The organism is Streptomyces sp. NPDC050842, from assembly GCF_044456565.1.
Classification (GTDB): domain Bacteria; phylum Actinomycetota; class Actinomycetes; order Streptomycetales; family Streptomycetaceae; genus Streptomyces.
This window is the reverse complement of sequence record NZ_JBITGA010000008.1, coordinates 106,014-128,193: the sequence shown is the minus strand read 5'-3', so window position 1 is coordinate 128,193 and position 22,180 is coordinate 106,014. Positions and strand designations below refer to the sequence as shown.

Below are 22,180 nucleotides of genomic sequence, written 5' to 3'. Positions count from 1 at the left end.
ATGCAAGCGCGCCGACACCTCGCGAAGTTCCCGCCCCTTCCGGATGTCCCTCTTCCGGGTCGCGGTCGGCGTTGTCGGTGGCACAGTCCACAATGGTCCGCGTCAGATCAACCTTGTTGGTGAAGGAGCCGCAGCCGCGATGGCCCGCCGCAGCACGAAGACACCGCCGCCGGACGACGCGTACGAGGAGAGGATCCTCGACATCGACGTCGTCGACGAGATGCAGGGCTCCTTCCTCGAGTACGCGTACTCGGTGATCTACTCGCGCGCTCTCCCCGACGCCCGCGACGGCATGAAGCCCGTCCAGCGCCGCATCGTCTACCAGATGGGCGAGATGGGGCTCAGGCCCGATCGCGGGTTCGTGAAGTGCGCCCGTGTCGTCGGCGAGGTGATGGGCAAGCTCCACCCGCACGGCGACGCGTCGATCTACGACGCCATGGTCCGCATGGCACAGCCCTTCTCCATGCGGCTGCCCCTCGTCGACGGCCACGGCAACTTCGGCTCCCTCGGCAACGACGACCCGCCCGCCGCCATGCGGTACACGGAGTCGCGGATGGCCCCGGCCGCGCTGCTGATGACCGATTCCATCGACGAGGACACGGTCGACTTCACGCCGAACTACGACGGCCAGGAGCAGGAGCCGGTGGCGCTGCCCGCCGCCTATCCGAACCTGCTGGTCAACGGCGCGTCGGGGATCGCGGTCGGCATGGCGACCAACATGCCGCCGCACAACCTCGGCGAGGTGATCGCGGCGGCCCGCCACCTGATCCGCCACCCGGGAGCCGACCTCGAGACGCTGATGCGCTTCGTGCCCGGACCCGACCTGCCGACCGGCGGCCGGATCGTCGGCCTGTCCGGCATCAAGGACGCGTACGAGAACGGCCGCGGCACGTTCAAGATCCGCGCCACGGCGACCGTGGACAACGTGACGGCGCGCCGCAAGGGCATCGTCGTGACCGAGCTGCCCTTCACGGTCGGCCCCGAGAAGGTCATCTCCAAGATCAAGGACCTCGTCGGCTCCAAGAAGCTCCAGGGCATCGCGGACGTCAAGGACCTCACCGACCGCAGCCACGGCCTGCGTCTCGTCATCGAGATCAAGAACGGCTTCGTGCCGGAGGCGGTCCTGGAGCAGCTCTACAAGCTGACGCCGATGGAGGAGTCCTTCGGTATCAACAACGTGGCGCTGGTGGACGGTCAGCCGCTCACGCTCGGCCTGAAGGAGCTCCTGGAGGTCTACCTCGACCACCGCTTCGAGGTCGTCCGCCGCCGCTCCGAGTTCCGCCGGACCAAGAAGCGCGACCGGCTCCACCTGGTGGACGGCCTGCTCGTCGCACTCCTCGACATCGACGAGGTCATCCGGATCATCCGGGAGAGCGACAACTCCGCTCAGGCCAAGGAGCGCCTGATGGAGCGCTTCTCGCTGAGCGAGATCCAGACGCAGTACATCCTGGACACCCCGCTGCGCCGCCTCACCAGGTTCGACCGCATCGAGCTGGAGACCGAGCGCGACCGGCTCAACGGCGAGATCGACGAGCTGACCGGGATCCTCGACTCCGACGCGGAGCTGCGGAAGCTGGTCTCGGCGGAACTGGCCGCGGTCGCCAAGAAGTTCGCCACCGACCGGCGGACGGTCCTGCTCGAATCGGCGGGCGCGCCCATCGCGGCCGTCCCCCTCGAGGTCGCGGACGACCCGTGCCGCGTGCTGCTCTCCTCCACGGGCCTGCTGGCCCGTACGGCGACGGCGGAGCTGCCGCCCACCGACCCGGACGCGCCGCGCACCAAGCACGACCTGATCGTGTCCGCGGTGGCCGCCACCCAGCGCGGTGACGTCGGCGCGGTGACCTCGGACGGCAGGCTGCTGCGCATCGCGGTCATCGACCTGCCGCAGCTCCCGGACACCGCGGCCACCCCCAACCTCGCGGGTGGCGCGCAGCTCTCGGAGTTCCTGTCCCTGGAGGCGGACGAGTCGGTGGTCTGCCTGACCACGCTCGACGAGTCCTCGCCGGGTCTCGCGATCGGCACGCTGCAGGGCGTGGTGAAGCGTGTGGTGCCGGACTACCCGGCGAACAAGGACGAGCTGGAGGTCATCACCCTCAAGGACGGTGACCGGATCGTCGGCGCGACCGAGCTGCGGACGGGCGAGGAGGACCTGGTCTTCATCACCTCCGACGCCCAGCTCCTCCGCTACCCGGCCGCGCAGGTACGGCCCCAGGGCCGTCCGGCCGGCGGCATGGCGGGCGTCAAGCTGACCGCGGGCGCCGAGGTCCTCTCGTTCACGGCCGTGGACCCGGCGGCGGACGCCGTCGTCTTCACGGTCGCGGGCTCCACCGGCACCCTGGACGCCTCGGCGGGTACGTCGGCGAAGCTGACCCCCTTCGACCAGTACCCGCGCAAGGGCCGCGCGACGGGCGGTGTCCGCTGCCAGCGGTTCCTGAAGGGCGAGGACGTCCTGATCCTGGCCTGGGCGGGCGCCACCCCGGCCCGGGCCGCGCAGAAGAACGGCACCCCGGTGCCGCTGCCGGACGTGGACCCGCGCCGCGACGGCTCGGGCGTCCCGCTGCCCCAGCCGGTCGACGTACTGGCCGGCCCCGCCTGACCGTCCGCACGCCACGAAGGGACCCCCTTGGAACCGGCCACGACCCCAAGGGGGTCTTCCCCTACCCCCGGTCCCGGTCCCGGTCCCGGTCCACGACCTCGCCGGACACGCCCGGAGCTGGCCAGCCGGCCGGGCCTGCCGGGCCTGCCGGGCAGGCGGGAGGTCAGGAGAGCGGGGCGTCCTGGACCTGGTCCGGCTCCTCGTCGGTCTGCCGTACGTAGCGCAGGACTCCCCACATGCCGTGCTCGTCGGGGGTGTCCTCCGGGCCGCTCGCCTCGCACGCGGCGAGCTCCTTCCGCAGGGCGGCGGCGTCGATGCCGGAGCCGATCAGGACGAGCTGGGTGAGCCGCTCCTCGCCGGCGGGCCAGGGCTCGAGGTAGAAGCGCAGGAAGCGGCCGACCGCGTGGACGGCGTAACGGTTGTCCGGGTCGGCGGCGCCGAAGTCGACGAAACCCTTGATCCGGTAGAGCCCCTCGGGCCTGGAGTCCAGGAAGGTCATCAGCCTGCGCGGGTGCAGCGGGACCGCGGCCGTCAGCGAGAGGGTCTCGTAGGCCGCGTGCGGGTGGGCGTGGGTGTCGTCGCCGGGGCCGTACAGGATGTCCTCGATCGACATCTGGCCCTCGATCTCGTCCTCGGGGACGACCCGGTCGAAGAGCAGCTCCGGCTCGATCCGGCCGTGGGAGGCCTCGACCACGGCGGCGCGCCCCGCGAGGCCGGCCACCGTGTCCCGGACGGTCCGCAGGCGGTCCTCCGAGACCCGGTCGACCTTGTTGACCACCACGAGGTCGGCGAGGGCGAGGTGCCGGTCGGTCTCGGGGTGGAGCCGCCGGGTGGCGTCGAACTCGGCCGCGTCGACGAGCTGGACGAGCCCTCCGTAGACGATCCGCTCGTTCTCGCTGGCCAGCACCATGCGGACCAGTTCCTGCGGCTCGGCGAGGCCGCTCGCCTCGATGACGATCACGTCGAGCCGGGACTCGGGCCGGGTCAGCACCTCCAGGTACTCGTCGAGCTCGCTCGCGTCGACCGCGCAGCACAGGCAGCCGTTGCCGAGGGAGACGGTGGAGCCCACCTGTCCGGCGACGGTCATCGCGTCGATGCCGATGTCCCCGAAGTCGTTGACCATGACCCCGATGCGGGTACCCCGGGCGCTGCGCAGCAGGTGGTTGAGGAGCGTGGTCTTCCCGGCCCCGAGAAACCCGGCGAGGACGACGACGGGGATCTGCTGCGTGCTCAAGGGTCGTGCCTCCGGTCGCGGGTTCCTTCCCACGGCGGTGGGAAGGCCCCAGGATAGGCGTGATCGTCCGAGGACGACCGAAACCACGGGCCGATCCGAAGCCACCCGAGCTTCCGGCGCGGCCGGGATCCGGCGCGGCCGGGATCCGGTACGGCCGGGGCTCCGGCGCAGGGACACGGGACAGCCCGGCGATACGGGCCCAGCGGGGAACCGGGGCCGGTATTTCCGGTCGTGGGGCCCGGGCGCTTACCTTTTCCGACATGAGCCCCGCACAGACCAGCCCCGCGCGGCCCCTCGTGCGCCGTCGGCGGTTCGGGTGGCCCCGGCGGGTGTTCGCGCAGGTCCTGCTGATGCAGCTGGCCATCGCGACCGGTGTGACCGTCCTCGCCACCGGTCTCTTCCTCGCCCCGCTCAGCGCCCAGCTCGACGACCAGGCCATGCGGCGGGCCCTGGCCATCGCCGAGACCACCGCCTCCCCGGTGCTCGCCGCCGGCCTCGTCGGCACGCCGCCCTCGGCACGGGGCCCGGTACAGACGGAGGCCGAACGGATCCGGGTGTCCACCGGCGCCGAGTACGTCGTCGTCATGGACACCCGCGGAGTGCGCTGGTCGCACACCGACCCCGCCGAGATCGGCCGGCGCGTCTCCACCGACCCGAGCGCCGTCCTCGCGGGCCGGGAGGTGATGGAGATCGACAGCGGCACGCTCGGCCGCTCGGCGCGCGGCAAGGCCCCGCTGCGCGACGCGGACGGCCGGATCATCGGCGCCGTCTCCGTCGGCATCGAGTACGACAGCGTCCGCGACCGGCTCCTCGCCGCGATCCCCGGCCTCCTCGCGTACGCGGGCGGGGCGCTCGCGGTCGGGGCCCTCGCCGCGTACCTGATCTCCCGGCGGCTCCAGCGGCAGACGCACGACCTGGCCTTCTCCGACATCTCCGCGCTGCTCGCCGAGCGCGAGGCGATGCTGCACGGCATCCGGGAAGGTGTCGTGGCCATCGACCGCACCGGCTCCGTACGGCTGGTGAACGACGAGGCGCAGCGCCTCCTCGGCGTCGGCCCCGAGGCCGCGGGCCGGCCCGTGGACGAGGTCCTCGGCGAGGGCCGTACGGCCGACGTCCTCGCGGGCCGGGTCACGGGCGAGGACCTCGTCACCGTCCAGGGCCACCGGGTCCTGATCGCCAACCGGATGCCCACGGACGACGGCGGCGCCGTCGCGACCCTGCGCGACCGCACCGAGCTGGAGCGCCTCGGGCGGGAGCTCGACTCGACGCGGGGCCTGATCGACGCCCTCCGCGCCCAGGACCACGAGCACGCCAACCGGCTGCACACGCTCCTCGGCCTCCTGGAGTTGGACATGCACGAGGAGGCGGTCGAGTTCGTCACCGAGGTGGTCGGGGTGCACCGGGCGACCGCCGAGCAGGTCACGGAGAAGGTCCACGACCCGCTGCTCGCCGCGCTCCTGGTCGGCAAGGCGACCGTCGCCGCCGAGCGCGGCGTGTCGCTGCGGATCTCCCCGGAGTCCCTGCTGCCGGACCGGCTCGTCGACCCCCGTGAGCTGGTGACGGTCGTCGGCAATCTGGTCGACAACGCCCTGGACGCCGTCGCGGGCACGCCGGGCGCCCTGATCGAGGTCGCGTTCCGCACCGACGGCCGTACGGTCGTGCTGCGGGTCACGGACAGCGGCCCCGGCGTCCCCGAGGAGCGCCGCGAGCTGATCTTCACCGAGGGCTGGTCGACGAAGGAGCCGCCGCCCCACGGCAGGCGCGGGCTCGGTCTCGCCTTCGTGCGCCGGCTGGCCGAGCGCCGGGGCGGCACGGCCCGCGTGGCCGGGGCCCCGGACGGGGGCGCGGAGTTCACCGTCGTCCTCCCGGACGCCCTGACCGAACCGGAGCCCGCCGGAACCGCCCTGTCGCCGGAGCCCGCCGGGGAGGCCGCGCGATGATCGACGTGCTCGTGGTCGACGACGACGTGCTCGTGGCGCGGATCAACGCCGCGTACGTCGCGAAGGTCCCCGGCTTCCGGGTGTCCGCCCTCGCCCATTCGACCGCCGAGGCGCTGGCCGCCCTGGCCGAGCACCCGGTGGACCTGATCCTTCTCGACCACTACCTGCCGGACGAGAACGGCCTCGCCGCCGTACGGGAACTCCGCGCGCGCGGCCACCAGTGCGACGTGATCATGGTGACCGCAGCCCGGGACGTGGCCACCGTGCAGGCGGCGATGCGCCACGGCGCGCTCCAGTACCTGGTCAAGCCGTTCAACTTCGCCGGTCTGCGCTCCAAGCTGGAGGCGTACGCGGCGCTCCGGCGCGCCCTGGGCGCCGGCGGCGAGGCGGAGCAGGCCGAGGTGGACCGGATCTTCGGGGTCCTGGCGGCGGGCACCGTCGCCCCCGACCTGCCGAAGGGGCACTCCCCCACCACGGCCGAGCTGGTCCGGCAGGTCCTGCTCGCCGCCGGCGGCCCGCTCTCCGCTCAGGAGATCGCCGAGCGGGCCGGCGTGAGCCGCCAGACCGCCCAGCGCTACCTCAAGCTCCTCGAACGCACCGGCCGGGTGAGCCTCTCCCTCCGGTACGGCGAGACGGGCCGCCCCGAGCACCGGTACGCCTGGGCGGCCTCACCACCCGCCGCCTGAGGCCGCCCACCACCCGAGTCCACCCACCGCCTGAGACCACCCGCCATCTGAGGCCGCCCACGGTCTGAGACCGCACACCGTCCCGAGACCGCCAGCCGTCCGAGGAGCTTTCCCTCTCAGACGGCCCCGGCCCCGGTCAGCGCCCGGACCTCGGCCTCGGCGTGCCGCGCCTCGTCGGGCGGCTCGGTCGAGGTGACCGTACCGAGCCAGCCCGCGAGGAACCCGAGCGGGATGGAGACCACGCCCGGGTTCTGCAGCGGGAAGACGTGGAAGTCGAGCCCGGGGAACAGCGCCTCCGGGCTGCCCGAGACGACCGGCGACAGCAGGACGAGGACAACCGCGGGGATCAGCCCGCCGTACACCGACCAGACCGCGCCCCGGGTGGTGAACTTCCGCCAGAACAGCGAGTAGAGCAGGACGGGCAGGTTGGCGGAGGCGGCGACCGCGAAGGCGAGGCCGACGAGGAAGGCCACGTTGAGATCGCGGGCGAGCAGGCCGAGCCCGATGGCGGCGGCGCCGATTCCGGCCGCCGCGAACCGCGCCACGGTCACCTCGCTGTACTGCTTCTTCGCGTGCCGGCGGCGCAGCGAGCTGTACAGGTCGTGGGCGACGGAGGCCGAGGAGGCGAGGGTGATCCCGGCGACGACGGCGAGGATGGTCGCGAAGGCGACGGCGGCGACGACGGCGAAGAGCACGGTGCCGCCGGTGGATCCCGCGCCGCCGCCGAGGTCGAGGGCGAGCAGCGGAATGGCGGTGTTCCCCGACGCGCTGGAGGCGCGGACCTCGGCGGGTCCGATCAGGGCGGCGGCGCCGAAGCCGAGCACGATGGTCATCAGGTAGAAGCTGCCGATGAGGCCGATGGACCAGACGACGGACCGGCGGGCGGCACGGGCGGTGGGCACGGTGTAGAAGCGCGACAGGATGTGCGGCAGTCCCGCGGTGCCCAGGACCAGGGCGATCCCGAGGCTGATGAAGTCGAGGCGCGCGGTCCAGTCACCGCCGTAGCGCAGCCCGGGGGCGAGGAAGTCCCGTCCGTGGCCGCTGCGGTCGGCCGCGCTGGCCAGCAGGCTGTTCACGTCGCCGTGGAAGCGGAGGAGGACGAGGACGGTGAGCGCGATCGTGCCCGCCATGAGCAGGACCGCCTTGACGATCTGGATCCAGGTCGTGGCCCGCATGCCGCCGAGCGACACGTAGATCACCATCAGTGCCCCCACGCCGATCACGGTCCAGGAGCGGGCCGCCTCGCTCGTGCCGCCGAGCAGGAGCGCGACCAGGCTTCCGGCGCCGACCATCTGGGCCACGAGGTAGAGCACGGAGACGGCCACGGAGGAGGTTCCGGCGGCGATCCGCACCGGCCGCTCGGACATCCGCGCGGCGACGACGTCCGCGAGCGTGAACCGCCCGCAGTTGCGGACGAGTTCCGCGACGAGCAGGAGGACGACCAGCCAGGCGACGAGGAAGCCGACGGAGTACAGCATGCCGTCGTAGCCGTAGAGCGCGATCAGCCCGGAGATGCCGAGGAAGGAGGCCGCGGACATGTAGTCGCCGGCGATGGCGAAACCGTTCTCCATAGGCGAGAACAGCCTGCCCCCGGCGTAGAACTCCTCCGCCGATCCGTGCCGGTTCCGGCTCACCCAGGTGGTGATCCCCAGGGTGACGGCGATGAAGACGCTGAAGAGCACGAGCGCCAGGGTCTGATGGTCTCCGGTCACCGCTGCGCCACCCCTCGGGTCATCTCCTGCGTGTCCCAGCGGAGTTCGAGGGCCGCCCGGTCCCGGCGCAGCCGCGCGTGGCGCGCGTAGGCCCAGGTCAGCAGGAAGGTGGTGAGGAACTGCCCGAGCCCGGCGAGCATGGCCACGTTCACCGCGCCGGCGACGGGCCGCGCCATGAGCCCGGGTGCCGCGGTCGCCGCGACGACGTAGGCGAGGTACCAGAGCAGGAACGCGAGGGCGGCCGGGAAGACGAACCGGCGGTAGCGGCGGCGCACTTCCTGGAACGCGGGGCTCCGCTGGACTTCCAGGTAGATCTCCGCCGCGCTGGGATCGCGCTGTCGCGGCACTGCCGTGTCGTACTGCTCCACCGGCCAACTCCTTGTCAGCGAACCGTTTCGGTCGCGTGCCCAAGGATGGACAGAGCGGGAAGATCCCGGACTCTTCTCCTCCCCCTCTTCACCCCATCAGGTGACAGTTGCCCCCTGTGGCCTGACCGGGCCGTGCTGATATGCGTACCGCACGGCCCGGTCCTGTCCGTGACGCCTGTCAGGCGTCGATGCGCGAGCGGTCGAGCGTCGCCGCCGAGCTGGTGATGAACTCCTTGCGGGGCGCCACGTCGTTGCCCATGAGGAGGTCGAAGACCTGCTCCGCCGAGTCCAGGTCGCCGATGTTGATCCGGCGCAGGGTGCGGTGGCGCGGGTCCATCGTGGTCTCCGCGAGCTGGTCGGCGTCCATCTCGCCCAGACCCTTGTAGCGCTGGATGGAGTCCTTGTAGCGGACCCCCTTGCGCTGGAACTCCAGCAGGGTCTGCCGCAGCTCGCCGTCCGAGTACGTGTAGACGTACTTGTCCTGGCCCTTCTTGGGCTGGACGAGCTCGATCCGGTGCAGCGGAGGCACGGCGGCGAAGACGCGTCCGGCCTCGACCATGGGCCGCATGTAGCGCTGGAAGAGCGTCAGCAGCAGGCAGCGGATGTGCGCGCCGTCGACATCGGCGTCGACCAGCAGGACGATCTTCCCGTAGCGGGCCGCGTCGATGTCGAAGGTGCGACCCGAGCCCGCTCCTATGACCTGGATGATCGCTCCGCACTCGGCGTTCTTGAGCATGTCCGAGACCGAGGACTTCTGGACGTTGAGGATCTTGCCGCGGATCGGCAGCAGGGCCTGGAACTCGCTGTTGCGCGCGAGCTTGGCCGTACCGAGGGCGGAGTCTCCCTCGACGATGAAGAGCTCGCTGCGCTCCACGTCGTCGCTGCGGCAGTCGGCGAGCTTGGCCGGCAGGGAGGAGGACTCGAGCGCGGTCTTCCTGCGCTGCGCGTCCTTGTGCTGACGGGCCGCGATCCGGGTCCTGGCGGCGGCGACGGCCTTGTCCAGGACGGCGCGGGCCTGCGCCTTGGCGTCGCGCTTGGTGGAGGTCAGGAAGGCCTTGAGCTCCTTGGCGACCACGTTCGCCACGATCCTGCGGGCGGCGGAGGTGCCCAGGACCTCCTTCGTCTGGCCCTCGAACTGCGGCTCGGCGAGGCGGACCGTCACGACGGCCGTGAGCCCCTCCAGGGCGTCGTCCTTGACGATGTCGTCCTCGGCGACGCGCAGCATCTTGGCCGAGCGGAGCACTTCGTTCACCGTCTTGGTGATGGCCTGCTCGAAGCCGGAGACGTGGGTGCCGCCCTTGGGGGTGGCGATGATGTTGACGAAGGACTTGACCGTGCTGTCGTAGCCGGTGCCCCAGCGCAGCGCGACGTCGACGGCGAGCTCGCGGGTGACCTCGGTCGGGGTCATGTGGCCGCGCTCGTCGAGGACCGGGACGGTCTCCTTGAAGGTCCCCGTGCCGGTGAGGCGCTGGATGTCGCAGACGGCCTTGTCCTGCGCGAGGTACTCGCAGAACTCGCTGATGCCTCCGTCGAAGCGGAAGGTCTCCTCGCTCTTGCCGATCCCGGCCAGGTCCCGCTCGTCGCGGACGACGATCGTGAGGCCGGGCACGAGGAAGGCGGTCTGCCGGGCGCGCTGGTGGAGCGTCTCCAGCGAGAGCTTGGCGTCCTTGAGGAAGATCTGCCGGTCAGCCCAGTAGCGGACCCGCGTGCCCGTGCGGGTCTTGGGGACGCGCTTGCCCTTCCGCAGGCCGTTGCCCGGGTCGAAGGGGCTGTCGGGGCCCTGCTCCGTGAAGATGCCGGGCACGCCGCGGCGGAAGCTGATGGAGTGCGTGGAGCTGTTCCGGTCGACCTCGACGTCGAGGCGGGCCGACAGGGCGTTGACCACGGAGGCGCCGACGCCGTGCAGACCGCCGGAGGCGGCGTACGAGCCGCCGCCGAACTTTCCGCCGGCGTGCAGCTTGGTCATGACGACCTCGACGCCGGAGAGCCCGGTCTTCGGCTCGACGTCGACCGGGATGCCCCGGCCGTTGTCCCGGACCTCGACGGAGCCGTCGTCGTGGAGGATGACGTCGATGTGGTCGCAGTAACCGCCGAGGGCCTCGTCGACCGAGTTGTCGATGATCTCCCAGATGCAGTGCATCAGGCCGCGGCTGTCGGTGGACCCGATGTACATACCGGGGCGCTTGCGGACCGCTTCGAGCCCTTCGAGTACGAGCAGGTGCCGCGCGGTGTAGTTGGAAGCGTCACGGTCTGCGGTCAGCAGCGCACTGGACGGCACGGACGTTTCGGCGGTCACGCGGTTCGCTCCTCGCTGAATTTGAAAACTGGCCCGGTGGGGTAAGGCCCGGCGTCGTTCACCGGTCAGAGGGTACCGATGCCTGGTAGAGCCGTTGTCACGCCACCCTCCCCGTTTCCTCATGCTAGTCCAGAGTCGTATGGATGTTCGATCCCTCGAAGGGGTGACGCGAACGTCACGTTCCCTTCCAGGCATGAACCATTTAGGCTCCGGGCACGTCCTCATCAACAACCGGCAACCACGCCGGGAGGACGCACCGAGACAAGCAACGCGAAATCCGTAGAGCGACGCAATACGGCTCATTCGCCGCCAACCGGCAGCAGACAGCCACCTTGGGAAAAAGTTTCGAGGAAAAGCCACGAGCGGGAACGTTTCCGGCCTGGTTGGATGTTGACCCTGGTACGACAGCTCGTCGAGCTAGAGAAGAGGCGACGTGACTACTGTTCTGACCCCCGCGAGCCCCCTGACGGCCGCTGACCGCTGCGACCGCTGCGGCGCCCAGGCGTACCTGCGCGTCGTCCTGACCAGCGGAGGTGACTTGCTCTTCTGCGCCCACCACGGCCGCAAGTTCGAGCCGGAACTCAAGAAGATCGCCGCTGAGATACAGGATGAGACGGACCGGCTCACCGACGTGCCGGCCCGCACGACGGGCGACGAGCACTGACGCCTCGCATACCCGACGAGCCCAGAGCCGGTCGCTGACCGGACGCCGGGCGGCCACCCCCGCAAGCAAGGGGGTGGCCGCCCGTTCTCGTACGCACTCCCAGCCGCCCGTAGCCGGCCCGGGCCCGGCTCGGGGCCGGCCAGGCCCGGCTCCGTGGCCCTCCAGGGCGCCCGTAGCCGCTCAGGACCACTCGTGGCCACGGGCGGGGGCGCTCGTCAGATCCGCTCCGGCAGCACCGCCGAGACCCTCGTGTAGACACCCGGGTTCTCCGCCTGCCCGCAGCCGCTCCCCCACGACACCAGGCCGACGAGAAGCCCCTTGGCCACCAGGGGTCCGCCACTGTCCCCCTGGCACGCGTCCCTGCCGCCCTCCGGGTCGCCCGCGCACAGCATCGTGTCGCTGCGGTACGGGACGCCGAAACCGCCCGGGTACGCCCGCTCGCACGCCGTGTCCGGCAGCACCTGGACGCGGGCCGTCCGCAGCGTGGAGGCGTAGGTCCCGTTGCCGGTGGTGTCACCCCAGCCGTAGACGTCCGCCTCCGTACCGGGCGTGTACGCCGGATCGCCCGCGCGGGCGACGCCGATCACGTACGACTGCGGCAGAGCGCTCGCCAGCGTCAGCACCGCGAGATCGCCCGAGTTCGTCGTCGGGTCGTAGTCGGGATTGATCCAGGTGTCCGAGATCCCGACCTCCTGCCCGCCCTGCCCTCGCAGCGCGGCACGGCCGGCGATGACCACGAAGTCGCGCACCTCCCATGGCTCGCCCCCGAGGACCTCTCGGCCCAGGCAGTGGGCCGCCGTGAGGACCTTGGTCGGCGCGACGACGACGCCGCCGCAGAACTGCCCCGCCCGGGTACCCCCGAACCGGTCACGGCTGGACAGCGCCACGACCCACGGCGCGTCCGCGATCAGGGCCTGCCGGCCGCCCACGACGACACTGTCGGCGGCCGCGGGGGCGGCGGTGGCGACCTGCCCCGCCGCCGCCGTGATCAGGCCCAGGGCACCCGTCAAGGCACGGGTGAGGGAACCACGCATGGAGCCTCCTGACTCTCCGGTGATGTCGGTTCACCCAGCGTCCTGCACGCGTCCGCCCCCTGCACCCGCGCACACGCGAAGGGCCCGGTTCCTCCCTTTCGGGGAACCGGGCCCTTCGTGTGTCGCTCTGTGCCTCGGAACGGATCAGTCGAGGTAGTCGCGCAGGACCTGCGAACGCGACGGGTGACGCAGCTTCGACATCGTCTTCGACTCGATCTGACGGATCCGCTCGCGCGTCACGCCGTAGACCTTGCCGATCTCGTCCAGCGTCTTCGGCTGGCCGTCGGTGAGGCCGAAGCGCATCGAGACGACACCCGCCTCACGCTCGGAGAGCGTGTCGAGCACGGAGTGCAGCTGCTCCTGGAGGAGCGTGAAGCTCACCGCGTCGGCCGGCACGACCGCCTCGGAGTCCTCGATGAGGTCACCGAACTCGCTGTCTCCGTCCTCACCCAGCGGGGTGTGGAGGGAGATCGGCTCACGGCCGTACTTCTGGACCTCGATGACCTTCTCAGGGGTCATGTCGAGCTCCTTGGCCAGCTCCTCCGGGGTGGGCTCACGGCCCAGGTCCTGGAGCATCTGACGCTGCACGCGCGCGAGCTTGTTGATGACCTCGACCATGTGCACCGGGATACGGATGGTGCGGGCCTGGTCGGCCATGGCGCGGGTGATCGCCTGACGGATCCACCAGGTGGCGTACGTGGAGAACTTGTAGCCCTTGGTGTAGTCGAACTTCTCGACCGCACGGATCAGACCCAGGTTGCCCTCCTGGATCAGGTCCAGGAAGAGCATGCCGCGGCCGGTGTAGCGCTTGGCCAGCGAGACCACCAGACGGAGGTTGGCCTCCAGGAGGTGGTTCTTGGCCCGGCGGCCGTCCTCGGCGATGATCTCCAGCTCGCGCTTGAGCTTCGGAGCGAGCTTGTCCGAGTTCGCCAGCTTGTCCTCGGCGAACAGACCGGCCTCGATGCGCTTGGCGAGCTCGACCTCCTGCTCGGCGTTGAGCAGCGGGACCTTGCCGATCTGCTTGAGGTAGTCCTTGACCGGGTCGGCGGTGGCACCGGCGACGGCGACCTGCTGCGCCGGAGCGTCGTCCTCGTCCTCATCGGACAGGACGAAGCCCTTGCTCTCGCCCTCGGTCTCTTCCTCCTCGCCCTTGCCGGGCGCGGCGTCGTCGAGGAGCTCCTCGCCCTCGGCGTCGTCGCCGTCCTTCTTGGACGCGGTCTTCTTGGCCGTCGTCTTCTTGGCGACGGTCTTCTTGGCCGTCGCCTTCTTGGCGACGGTCTTCTTCGCGGCCGCCTTCTTGGCGGGCGATCCGGCCTCGTCGGCCAGGTCGTCGCTGTCCGCCGCAGGAGCCGTTGCGGCCGAGACGGTGGTCTTCGTCACGGTCGTCCTGGCAGTGACGGTCTTGGTGGCGGTGCGCTTGGCCGGGCTCTTCGCAGCGACGCTCTTGCGGGCGCGCTTCGGCGACTCCGCTGCACTGACCATCAGCGTCACACCCTCTTCCTCGAGGATCTGATTGAGGCTGCGCAGAACATTCTTCCACTGGGTTGGCGGAATCTGGTCGGCTTCGAAGGCCCGACGCACGTCATCGCCGGCGATCTGCCCATCAGCCTTTCCCCGCTCGATGAGCGCCATCACAGACTCGGACTCGGCGATCTCCGGCGGGAGCGTACGGGATGTGCTGGCCGACACGAACAACCTCTCGGAACGATGGAAACGGCTTCCGGCCCCGCCCTGGATAGGGCCGGAGCCGACGACCGTCGGCGGGAAATGTGCCGACGGCGCGGGTTGGGCCGGGGAACTGCACAGCGCCTCGAACGGCTGCTGTATTCCTTCCTCGGCTGTCACCTCTTAGGTCATCGCACGGCTCGGAGGAGTGTTACGCCCAATCTTCGTGGCCCGAGTCACACCTCATATGCGGCGAAACAGTCGAAGCGGTAGATGATGGCACATTCGCGCCGCCGGAACCCTGGCGCCATCCGGGGAGACCCGACCGGGCTCCCCGGAACGCGCTCGGACCCGGCGGCGCGCGATGCGTACGCCTCCGCGCTCCCGGCCACGACCCGCGGTCAGTGTTCGCGGGGGGCGGGAACGACGCGCTCCACCTCGGGGTGGACGGTCAGCAGCTGCCGCATGGCGGCCTCGGCCCCCTGCGCGTCCCCCTCGGCCAGGGCGTCGACGATCCGGGCGTGGTGACCGAGGCACGCCTCGCTCGGGCGGTCACAGCCGGTGACGGGACCACCGGAGACCTGGAGCGCGGAGCCGACGATGCCGGAGAGGTGCTCCAGCATGCGGTTCCCGGCGAGCTGGATGAGCAGGGAGTGGAACTCGGTGTCCGCGCGGGAGAAGGTGATCGCGTCGCCCTGGGCGTACGCGTGCCCCATGATCTCGACCATGTCGGAGAGGCGCTGCTGGACGTCCTCGCGGCCGTGTCCGGCGGCGAGGCGGGCGGCCAGGGGCTCGATGGTCCAGCGCAGCTCGTTCAGCTCGCGGCGCTGGTCGTCGCGCTGCGGGCCGAACGCGCGCCACTCGATGATGTCGGGGTCGAGGAGGTTCCAGTCGCTGACGGGCCTGACGCGCGTGCCGACGTTGGGGCGGGCGCTGACGAGGCCCTTGGCCTCCAGCACGCGCAGCGACTCGCGCACGACGGTGCGTGAGACCTCGAAGCGCTGGCCGATCTCCTCGGGGACGAGGGGGCGGTCGGCCCCGAGGTCGCCGGAGACGATCATCTGGCCGAGCTGCTGGACGAGCTGGCCGTGGAGCCCCCGGCCCCGGCTGCCGGTGCTGCGGCGGCCGACGCGGCCCAGGTCGGTGTCCACGCCCTCCCAGGAGGGCGGACCCACACGGCCGGCGCCGGGCGCCTCCGCGTAGGGGTAGCGGTCGAGATCGCCCGGGGCGCCGAGGCCGGACTCGACGGGACGGGCGGCGGTCATCATGGTGTGCGCAAGGGTACTCACGCATCCTTTGTCGGCGTTGCTTCCGTGACCCTTGAGGTCTTTGGTGAAAAGCACACGAAAGGGTGATCGGCACCCCCTACACAATTGACGATTATTCGGACATAGAGGGCAATCTTTAAGGGAGTTGCCCGAAAACCGGAATCTTTCGATCCGAAAGTGATCACCAACGGGCCCTCCGGCGAAGCCCGGTGAACAGATAGGCGCACAACAGGCCGGTCAACATCAGCGAGAGCGCCACCCCCGCGGGCTGTCCGACCACCCGCAGCGCTCCCGCCAACCACCGGTCCACGCCCGGGGACCACTGCGGACCGGCGATCTCGCGCAACCTCGCCGGCAGCCCGGCGACCGAACGCACCGACGGGCCGGTGAGCACCAGCTGCAGGAGCGGAACGAAAGCGACCGGTACGGCGAGGACCGCGGCCACACCGGCGGCGGCCGCCCGGAACACCCCGGCGCCCAGCACCCCCGCCCAGGCGCACCCGACGAGCAGCCCCAGCCAACTCGCGCAGAGGGAAGGCCAGTTCTGCGGTACGGGGATCAACTCGCCCCCGTAGACGAGCCTCAGGGCCCCCAGGTCGGCCGCCACGACGAGCGCCCCCAGACCGAGGGCCACGACCGCCGCCACGACGAGCTTGGCGAGCAGCAGGCAGAGCCGCCGGGGCACGGCACCGCGGCCCGCGGTGAGCGCGGGGTAGCGGTACTCCTCGCCGAAGGAGAAGGCGCCGATCAGCCCGGCCCCGAGGGCGGCGGGCGGCAGCGGGGAGATCGCGGGCCACCCGGCGAGGACGACGGGCAGCGCGACCGAACCTCCGCGTGCGAGGAGCAGGGCGAGGGCCACGGAGACGAGCAGGACCACCGCTACGACGAGCGGGGTGCTCGGCACGCCGACGAGCCGGCGGAGCTCGTACCGCAGCGGACGCGAGGGCGAGCGGGCCGGCCTCCGGGCCGGGGGCTTCACCTCGGCCGCGTCGCCCCGCGCGGTGGTGCCGGACGTCGGCTCGGCGTCGCGCGAGGGCGGGACGCGGTGCCACGGCGAGCCCTGCCCGGATGCCTCACGCCCGGGCGCACCGCCTTCCGAGGCTCGGGGCGCGGGCGTCGTGTCGCCGATCTCGTCGGCGAGCCGGTGGACGACCACGCCGTGCCGGAACGCCGTGTCTCCGACGGCGGCGCAGTCGCTGCCGTAGACCGACAGCAGGTTCCCGTCCTCCGCGACCACCTCGACCGGCCGGCGGGCGGCCCGGGCCTCCTGGGTCACGGCGGCGGCCAGTCGCGCGACGTGGGGGGTGCGGACGGCGACGCGGGGCCGCAGCCGGGTGCGCGCGAACTCGGTCGCGTCCTGGTCGGCGACGACGCGGCCGCCGTCGAGGGTGACGACCCGGTCGGCGTTGCGGGCCGCGTCCTTGGGGTCCTGGGTCGTGTAGAGCACCGTGCCCCCGCCGGCCGCGTGTGCGCGCAGGAGCTCGTACACCCACGCGCTCTCGGTGCCGGAGAGACCGGCACCCGGCTCGTCGAGCAGCAGGGCGTGCGGGGTTCCCAACAGGGCGCACGCCAGGCCGAGTCGGCGCTCCGCACCGAGCGGAAGGGTGCCGATCCGTCGCCCTTCGAGGCCCGCCAGGCCGACGGACCGCAGCACTTCACCGGCCCGCGCGACGGGAGTTCCGGAAGCGGCGCAGAGCATCCGCAGCTGCCCGCGGAGCGTGCGGGAGGGGTGCCCGGGGACGTCGCCGAGGAACACGCCGACCTCGCGCGACGGATGGGCCACGCCGTGCAGCGTCCGGCCCCGGAAGTAGGTGATCCCGCGGCCCGGATCGAGGTCGAGCATGAGCCGGAGCGTGGTGGTCTTGCCGGAGCCCGGGGGGCCGAGGAGCGCGGTCACGGCACCGGGCCGCGCCTCGAAGGTCAGATCGTCCACGGCGGGCGGGCGATCGCGGCGGGGGGTACTGGTCAGTCCGATTGCCTGGAGCATCGCTTCTCTCGCGGTAGGTGACACCGCTCCGCGGCAGGGCGGCGCTACCGCAGCAAGATAACGCTACATTTCGGACTTTCGGCGCAGGGTTGGTGCCCTGGGGTGCCGGACTGCCGGGTCGATCAGACCTCGGGGCGCAGCATCGGTGGGTTGAGGAGAGTGGCTCCACCTGCTCTGAAGAGCTGGGCGGGGCGGCCTCCCTGACGGGTCGTGGTGCCGCCGGCGGGGACCAGGAAGCCGGGCGTGCCGGTCACCTTGCGGTGGAAGTTCCGCGGGTCGAGGGCGACACCCCAGACGGCCTCGTACACGCGCCGCAGTTCTCCGACGGTGAACTCCGGCGGGCAGAACGCCGTGGCCAGGGAGGAGTACTCGATCTTTGAGCGGGCCCGCTCCACCCCGTCGGCGAGGATCTGGGCATGGTCGAAGGCGAGCGGCTCGGCTCCGCCACCCGGGACTCCCCCGCCCGCGGCTCCCGCCTCCCCGGCCGGTCCGTCCTCGCCGAGCAGCTCCCCGACCGGTTCCCAGCGGGCGCTGTTCGCGTCGCCGCCCGCCCGCGGCGCGGGAAGGTCCGGCGCCAGCGCCAGGTGCGCAACGCTGACCACCCGCATCCGCGGGTCGCGGTCGGGAGCCCCGTACGTGGCCAGCTGCTCCAGGTGCGCGCCGTTGCCCGGTACGGGCGGCGGGTCGCCCGGGTCGTGGGCGCGGAGTCCGGTCTCCTCGACCAGCTCACGCGCGGCGGCGGCGCCGAGGTCCTCGCCCTCACGGACGAAGCCGCCGGGGAGCGCCCACCGGCCCTGGAACGGCGGTTCCCCTCTCCTCACGATCAAGGTGCAGAGCGCGTGGCGCCGCACGGTGAGCACGACCAGATCGACGGTGACAGCGAAAGGCGGAAAGGCCGACGGGTCGTAGGGAGACATGCCGCGATCATAGTCGTCTCCCTGACGATAAACACGCGTCGCGGAAGGATCGGCGACGACTTCTTCGCCGCGTCGCGAAGCTTCCGTCGTGTCTGCGCCCGACATCCCGTCACACCCCCAGTTGAAGGCCCTCTGCGGCCTCCTCGACCATACCGAGACCGAGCCTGCCGACCCGTACGGCGAAGGGCTCTCCCGCCACCACGAGCCCCGAGAGGCGGATCGCCCCCAGCGGGGCCGAGGGCATCGGGAGCACCGCCACGGAGCGCCCCGGCGCGTCGGGGCGGATCCCGGCGAGGGCGACGATCGCCTGGACCGCTCCGGCCGCCGCGACAGCCGCCGGCCTGCACGCGGCCGGGTGCGGCACCGGGCGCCCTCGCGCCGTCCGCTGCTCCCCCGCGTACATCTCGGGGAGTCGGTAGTCGAAGGCGGCCGCGGCGTCGAGCAGCCCGCGGAGCAGGGACGCGGCCTCCTTCTCGTGGCCGGTGGCGGCGAGGCCGGCCACGGCGACGGCCGTCTCGTGCACCCGGACCGCGCCGGCCCGATGGCCGAAGGGGTTGTGGCCGGCTTCCTTGGTCCCCAGGCCGCGCAGCCCCCAGCCGGAGTCGAGGGCCGGGGTGGCGAGCAGTCTGGCCACCTGCTCGGTCTCCGCCCGGTCGAGCAGGCCTTGCGCGTACCGGCCGCCGCCCAGCAGTCCGGTGTCGAGCAGGTGTGCGGCCCAGCCGCCCAGCTGGGACCAGGTCCGGCCGTCCGGCGCACGGGCGACGGCGGGCCGGCCCCCCGCCCGGTCGTCGAGCCAGAACTCGCGCCGGAACCGCTCGCGCAGTGTCCGTGCCCCCTCCCTCAGGTCGTCGCCCCCGGGCCGCCCGCAGGCGTCGAGCAGGTCGGCGCCGAGCAGGGCCGCACGGTGCGCGTGGGCCTGGTTCTCCGCCCGCCAGGGCCCGGCGGGCCCCGGGTCGGGCACGAAGCCGCTGTGGCCGACCGTGCGGCGCAGCCAGCCCAGGCATCGCTCCGCGACCGGAAGAAGCTCCTCCAGGTCCGCGGCGGGCAGCCCCCAGCGGCGGGCCTCCGCGAGCACGACGGGAAAGGCGAGCGTGGCCTCGATGCCCGTACAGCGGGGCGGAAGGTGCGGGCCCGCATCCCTGAGGGGGCCGGGGAGACGTCCGGACTCGGGTCCGGTTCCCTGGAGTTGGGCGCGGCCCAGCGCACGGAGCGTGGTCGCGGCCAGCCGGGTCCCGAGAGGCAGGACCATGCGGGCCGCCCAGAGCGCCTCGGCGGTGACCGGTCCGCAGCGCCAGGGGACGCCGGCCGCGAGATGGACGTCGGCGGGGTGGGCGGGCTCCCGCTGGAGCAGGGCCCGCAGATCCTCGACGGAGGAGCGCAGCAGCTCCCCCGGGCGCGGGTCGTCGCCCTCGGCCCAGGCCTCGGCGATGAGGTGACCGCCGGGTCTCCCTCCGCCGGATCCCGAGGAGGCGGCGGGCCCGGCCGCCCGGTCGCCGCGCACCTGGAGCCGGATCGTGAACGGCGCTCCGGGCGCCAGTTCGGCCTCCCACCGCAGGACGCCCGCCGCCGCCAGGGAGTCCATGGGAGGCGGGTCCGCGGTGACGGCGACGGACCGTCCGTCGCCCGCGGTCCAGCGCAGTCCGGTGCCGTGGACGCTCGCGGCGAGTTCGGGTCCCGTCCTGCCGGACGCCACCGCGCCCAGGTCCGCGAGATCCGTGCCCAGAGCGATCTCCACGGGGAGGCGGAGGAGGCGGGCGGTCGCGTTGCGCAGGGTGATGCGCTCGGCTCCGTCGGCGCCTCGCGAGCGCTCGACGGCGAGCCCGGGATCGGGTCCCGCGTCCCCGGGGACGCGAAGGACTCCGAGGAAGACGGCCCGGTCGGCGGCCGCCATCCGCCCCTGGAGCGGGAGGGGTTCGCGTCCCGCCACCCGCAGGACGCAGCGGGACAGGAGCCGTCGGCCCGCCATGTACACGCCCTCGGGTCCGTCTCCCGTGAGCTGGCCATGCTCCGCGCAGACGGAGAGGGCGGGCAAGGCGACGCAGAGGAGCGAGTTGTGCACCGAGGGCAGTTCGCCCGGCCGCACCGCGCGTGGGGGCGCGGCGCCCACGCCGGACGCGGGTCCGTGCGCGGGTCCTTTCGGGTGTCCTGCGGGGCGTCCGGGGGCCGGGACGGGGCTGAGGGCCATGGCGGGTGTGGGGTGCTCTCTGTGCGGTCCGGGCGGCCGGCGGGGCGTCGGCGGCACGGTGCGTCCGACTCCGCCAGAGAGCTGAACGCGCGCGCGGGCGGCCGGGTCACGGTCGTCATCGGCCGCTCCTGCTGCCGCGCTGCCCGCCGTGGCGCGGGGCGCTGGTCCTCGGCCTGCCCGTGGCCGGGCCGCTCGGCCGGACTCCGGCCGGTGCCCCGCGGTCCCCGCCGGTCTGCCGTCCGGGCTTCCTGAGGCTCTGCCGGGCGCTCTGCGGGCGGGCGGCGGTCCGGGTCCTGACCCGCCGGGTGGGCGCGGGAGCGGGCTGCTCCGCGGTGGTGCGGGTGTCCCGCTCGCTCCTCAGGCAGGAGCGCAGCGACTCGGGGTCCAGTCCTTCGTTGCAGGCCTGGTGCAGCAGCCGGGCGAAGACGTACTCGGGGTCGGCTTCGAGGGCGAGTCCCAGGGCGACGCGGGCGGTCGGTTCGTCGCCGGTGGACCAGGCCGTCCAGCCGGCGAGGGTGAGCGGGGCGGCGGCGTGCTCCTGGTACGGGGTGACGCAGCGGCGGGCCAGGACGCGCCAGAGCCGTAGGGCGGCGGTGCCCTCCCAGCCCTCCATCCATTCGGCGGCGCGGTCCCGGGTGGCGCGGTCCTGGAGGCCCAGGATGAGCGTGGCCGCCTCCTCCGTCCCGATCAGGGCGTCGTCGGCCGCGTCGGCCGCGGCCACCCCGTCGGACGGCTGTGTGCGGGCCGCCGGGTCGGCGAACCGCCGGAGGATCTCGCGGGCGGTGCGCAGCGTCGTCTCGCGCACCTCTTCGCGTCCCTGGCCGGGCGGGCCTTCGAGGATCCGGGGCACGATGGCGGCGGCGGCCGCGTCGAGGGCGGCGCGCTGCGGTTCGTCCCCTGGCGTGCCGTGCGGCTTGAGCCGGGCCTCCATGTCCCGGAGGGAGCCGCGTACCTGGATTCCGGCGTAGGCGGCGGTCGCCGCCGTCACCGAGGTGCCGGTGAGCCCCATGGGCGTGCCGCCGGGCGGGCAGCACCGGTCGTTGGGGCAGCAGTAGGAGAAGTAGAGCCCGTCGGAGATGCAGAGGGCTTCGAAGACGGGGATGTCGAGGGCGCCGCACGCGGTGCGCAGCCGCTGTGCGAAGGGGCGCAGCCGCTCCATGACCCTGCTGCCCGTCTCGCCGGGCTCCGGGTCCTGGCACAGGAAGACGACGATCCCGTCCGGTCGGCCGCCGTTGCGGTCGCCGCTCTCGACGAGACATTCGGCGAGGTGGTCCGCGGTGGACGCCCATTCGCGGGGTGAGCGCGGGATACCGAGCCTGACCCGGCCGCCGAAGCGGCCGCGCTCGCCATGGAGACCGACCAGGACGACGGAGTCGGTGGGGTGGAAGCCCAGCATGAAGGGCAGGGCGTCGGCCAGTTCCGCCGGGCCGCGCAGGGTGATCCGCTGGGGACGGGAGGGGACGCTGGATTCGTGGTGATTCGCGTTCATGGTCACGACGGTCTCGCGATCTCCCGAATCCCGAAACCCCTGTGGATAACTCCGGAGCGTGACACCCGCGGCCCCGTGGAGTTGTCCACAGGGCCGACGTCACAACGGCTCCGAAACCCCTATGCTCGTGACCGTTTGA

Annotated in this window: 15 protein-coding genes; 4 read left to right on the top strand and 11 right to left on the bottom strand. The window is 72.4% G+C overall.

The window, feature by feature from the left end; all coding sequences use genetic code 11:
* Nucleotides 1-139: 139 nt before the first annotated feature.
* Complete coding sequence (locus ACIBG6_RS26735; RefSeq protein WP_399225139.1) at nucleotides 140-2,596, top strand: DNA topoisomerase (ATP-hydrolyzing) subunit A; 2,457 nt, start codon at nucleotides 140-142, stop codon at nucleotides 2,594-2,596.
* A gap of 163 nt (nucleotides 2,597-2,759) precedes the next feature.
* Here the strand turns inward: ACIBG6_RS26735 and ACIBG6_RS26730 are convergent, their stop codons facing one another.
* Nucleotides 2,760-3,830, bottom strand: coding sequence for a CobW family GTP-binding protein (locus tag ACIBG6_RS26730; RefSeq protein WP_399225138.1), 1,071 nt, complete (start codon nucleotides 3,828-3,830; stop codon nucleotides 2,760-2,762).
* 260 nt (nucleotides 3,831-4,090) lie between these two features.
* On the opposite strand from ACIBG6_RS26730, the gene ACIBG6_RS26725 reads away from it, so the two are divergent.
* Complete coding sequence (locus ACIBG6_RS26725) at nucleotides 4,091-5,770, top strand: ATP-binding protein (RefSeq protein WP_399225137.1); 1,680 nt, start codon at nucleotides 4,091-4,093, stop codon at nucleotides 5,768-5,770.
* Nucleotides 5,767-6,456 carry a response regulator gene (locus tag ACIBG6_RS26720; protein WP_399225136.1) on the top strand — a complete coding sequence of 230 codons (690 nt, stop codon included), beginning with the start codon at nucleotides 5,767-5,769 and terminating at the stop codon, nucleotides 6,454-6,456. Before ACIBG6_RS26725 ends, ACIBG6_RS26720 begins: the two co-directional genes overlap by 4 nt.
* A 116-nt stretch (nucleotides 6,457-6,572) precedes the next feature.
* Here ACIBG6_RS26720 and ACIBG6_RS26715 read toward each other — a convergent pair whose 3' ends face one another.
* From ACIBG6_RS26715 to ACIBG6_RS26705, 3 genes are all read right to left on the bottom strand, one after another.
* Entirely contained in the window at nucleotides 6,573-8,168 is a 1,596-nt protein-coding gene (locus ACIBG6_RS26715) for a cation acetate symporter (protein WP_399225135.1), read from the bottom strand.
* Nucleotides 8,165-8,536, bottom strand: coding sequence for a DUF485 domain-containing protein (locus ACIBG6_RS26710; RefSeq protein WP_399225134.1), 372 nt, complete (start codon nucleotides 8,534-8,536; stop codon nucleotides 8,165-8,167). Before ACIBG6_RS26710 ends, ACIBG6_RS26715 begins: the two co-directional genes overlap by 4 nt.
* A gap of 178 nt (nucleotides 8,537-8,714) precedes the next feature.
* Nucleotides 8,715-10,832: a DNA topoisomerase IV subunit B gene (locus tag ACIBG6_RS26705; protein WP_329620797.1), complete on the bottom strand. Its 2,118-nt coding sequence runs from the start codon at nucleotides 10,830-10,832 to the stop codon at nucleotides 8,715-8,717.
* Nucleotides 10,833-11,265: 433 nt separating this feature from the next.
* On the opposite strand from ACIBG6_RS26705, the gene ACIBG6_RS26700 reads away from it, so the two are divergent.
* Entirely contained in the window at nucleotides 11,266-11,496 is a 231-nt protein-coding gene (locus ACIBG6_RS26700; protein ID WP_024754955.1) for a hypothetical protein, read from the top strand.
* Nucleotides 11,497-11,711: 215 nt separating this feature from the next.
* Here the strand turns inward: ACIBG6_RS26700 and ACIBG6_RS26695 are convergent, their stop codons facing one another.
* The 7 genes from ACIBG6_RS26695 to ACIBG6_RS26665 form a co-directional block, all read right to left on the bottom strand.
* Nucleotides 11,712-12,530, bottom strand: coding sequence for a S1 family serine peptidase (locus ACIBG6_RS26695; RefSeq protein WP_399225133.1), 819 nt, complete (start codon nucleotides 12,528-12,530; stop codon nucleotides 11,712-11,714).
* Nucleotides 12,531-12,674: 144 nt separating this feature from the next.
* Nucleotides 12,675-14,219, bottom strand: a complete 1,545-nt coding sequence (locus ACIBG6_RS26690) for an RNA polymerase sigma factor (protein ID WP_399225132.1) — start codon at nucleotides 14,217-14,219, stop codon at nucleotides 12,675-12,677.
* A gap of 377 nt (nucleotides 14,220-14,596) precedes the next feature.
* Nucleotides 14,597-15,484: a FadR/GntR family transcriptional regulator gene (locus ACIBG6_RS26685; RefSeq protein ID WP_317599857.1), complete on the bottom strand. Its 888-nt coding sequence runs from the start codon at nucleotides 15,482-15,484 to the stop codon at nucleotides 14,597-14,599.
* 160 nt (nucleotides 15,485-15,644) lie between these two features.
* Nucleotides 15,645-17,450, bottom strand: a complete 1,806-nt coding sequence (locus ACIBG6_RS26680; protein WP_399225131.1) for an ATP-binding cassette domain-containing protein — start codon at nucleotides 17,448-17,450, stop codon at nucleotides 15,645-15,647.
* A gap of 122 nt (nucleotides 17,451-17,572) precedes the next feature.
* A complete protein-coding gene (locus ACIBG6_RS26675; protein WP_399225130.1) occupies nucleotides 17,573-18,367 on the bottom strand; it encodes an NUDIX domain-containing protein in 795 nt (264 codons plus the stop codon).
* A 109-nt stretch (nucleotides 18,368-18,476) separates the two neighbouring features.
* A complete protein-coding gene (locus tag ACIBG6_RS26670; protein WP_399225129.1) occupies nucleotides 18,477-20,552 on the bottom strand; it encodes a glycogen debranching N-terminal domain-containing protein in 2,076 nt (691 codons plus the stop codon).
* 115 nt (nucleotides 20,553-20,667) lie between these two features.
* On the bottom strand, nucleotides 20,668-22,041 hold the full coding sequence (locus ACIBG6_RS26665; protein WP_399225128.1) for a DUF4192 domain-containing protein: 1,374 nt from the start codon (nucleotides 22,039-22,041) through the stop codon (nucleotides 20,668-20,670).
* Nucleotides 22,042-22,180 lie beyond the last annotated feature (139 nt).

Bases quoted from the DNA above. Each gene is read 5' to 3' on its own strand.
- ACIBG6_RS26735 (WP_399225139.1), top strand. From the start codon at position 140: ATGGCCCGCCGCAGCACGAAGACACCGCCGCCGGACGACGCGTACGAG.
- ACIBG6_RS26725 (WP_399225137.1), top strand. From the start codon at position 4,091: ATGAGCCCCGCACAGACCAGCCCCGCGCGGCCCCTCGTGCGCCGTCGG.
- ACIBG6_RS26720 (WP_399225136.1), top strand. From the start codon at position 5,767: ATGATCGACGTGCTCGTGGTCGACGACGACGTGCTCGTGGCGCGGATC.
- ACIBG6_RS26695 (WP_399225133.1), bottom strand. From the start codon at position 12,530: ATGCGTGGTTCCCTCACCCGTGCCTTGACGGGTGCCCTGGGCCTGATC.
- ACIBG6_RS26680 (WP_399225131.1), bottom strand. From the start codon at position 17,450: ATGCTCCAGGCAATCGGACTGACCAGTACCCCCCGCCGCGATCGCCCG.
- ACIBG6_RS26675 (WP_399225130.1), bottom strand. From the start codon at position 18,367: ATGTCTCCCTACGACCCGTCGGCCTTTCCGCCTTTCGCTGTCACCGTC.
- ACIBG6_RS26670 (WP_399225129.1), bottom strand. From the start codon at position 20,552: ATGGCCCTCAGCCCCGTCCCGGCCCCCGGACGCCCCGCAGGACACCCG.
- ACIBG6_RS26665 (WP_399225128.1), bottom strand. From the start codon at position 22,041: ATGAACGCGAATCACCACGAATCCAGCGTCCCCTCCCGTCCCCAGCGG.